Here is an 854-nt window from a genome sequence, read left to right as displayed (position 1 = left end):
ATAAGGCCGTGATTGGCGGAACTAGTACTGCAAACCTCACCGAAGATAAAGATGTTCATCAAGGGTTGCTTCGAGCAGACGGCAATTTAAGCATCACCGATCCCGATGCAGGTCAGCAACAGTTCACTGCTGAAAGTCTACAAGGCCAATTTGGTACGCTGAGTATCAATGACCTCGGTCACTGGACCTATACTGCGGATAATTCACAAGCTGCGATTCAGGGGCTCAAAACCGGTGAGTCACTCACCGATACACTGAAAGTTCGCACCGTAGATGGCACTGAGCAGAAAATTACTGTCACCATCAACGGTACGGACGATAGAGCAGTAATTGCAGGAACGAGCACTGCGACTCTTACCGAAGACAAAGATGTTCATTCAGGCCAACTTCGCATCGATGGGGCGCTAAGTGTGACCGATGCCGACAACAGCCAAGCCCAGTTCACTGCTGAAACTCTGCAAGGCCAATTCGGTACGCTAAGCATCGACGATCTCGGCCACTGGATTTATACCGCGGATAACTCACAAAGCGCGATTCAAGGACTTAAAACTGGCGAGTCGTTCACCGATACGCTGGTTGTTCACTCCATTGATGGCACTGAGCAGCAAATTACCGTCACTATTAACGGTACTGATGATAAGGCGGTTATTGGCGGTACTAGCACCGCAAACCTCACCGAAGATAAAGATGTTCGTCAAGGGTTGCTTCGAGCAGACGGCAATTTAAGCATCACCGATCTCGATGCGGGTCAACAGCAATTCCAAGCAGAAAGCTTACAAGGGCAGTTCGGCACGCTTTCTATCAATAATTTAGGCCACTGGATCTACACAGCTGACAATTCACAAACGGTGATT

At 48.9% G+C, this 854-nt stretch carries 1 protein-coding gene; it reads left to right on the top strand.

Features of this window, described 5'->3' with window-relative positions; genetic code table 11:
- On the top strand, positions 1-854 hold an 854-nt coding region (locus G3R49_RS19920), incomplete at both ends, for a VCBS domain-containing protein (protein WP_210147297.1).

It is taken from the genome of Shewanella sp. WXL01 (assembly GCF_012263345.1).
In the GTDB taxonomy this organism is placed as follows: domain Bacteria; phylum Pseudomonadota; class Gammaproteobacteria; order Enterobacterales; family Shewanellaceae; genus Shewanella; species Shewanella maritima.
The sequence above is the reverse complement of the archived record's forward strand: the minus strand, read 5'-3'. Positions and strand labels throughout refer to the sequence as shown.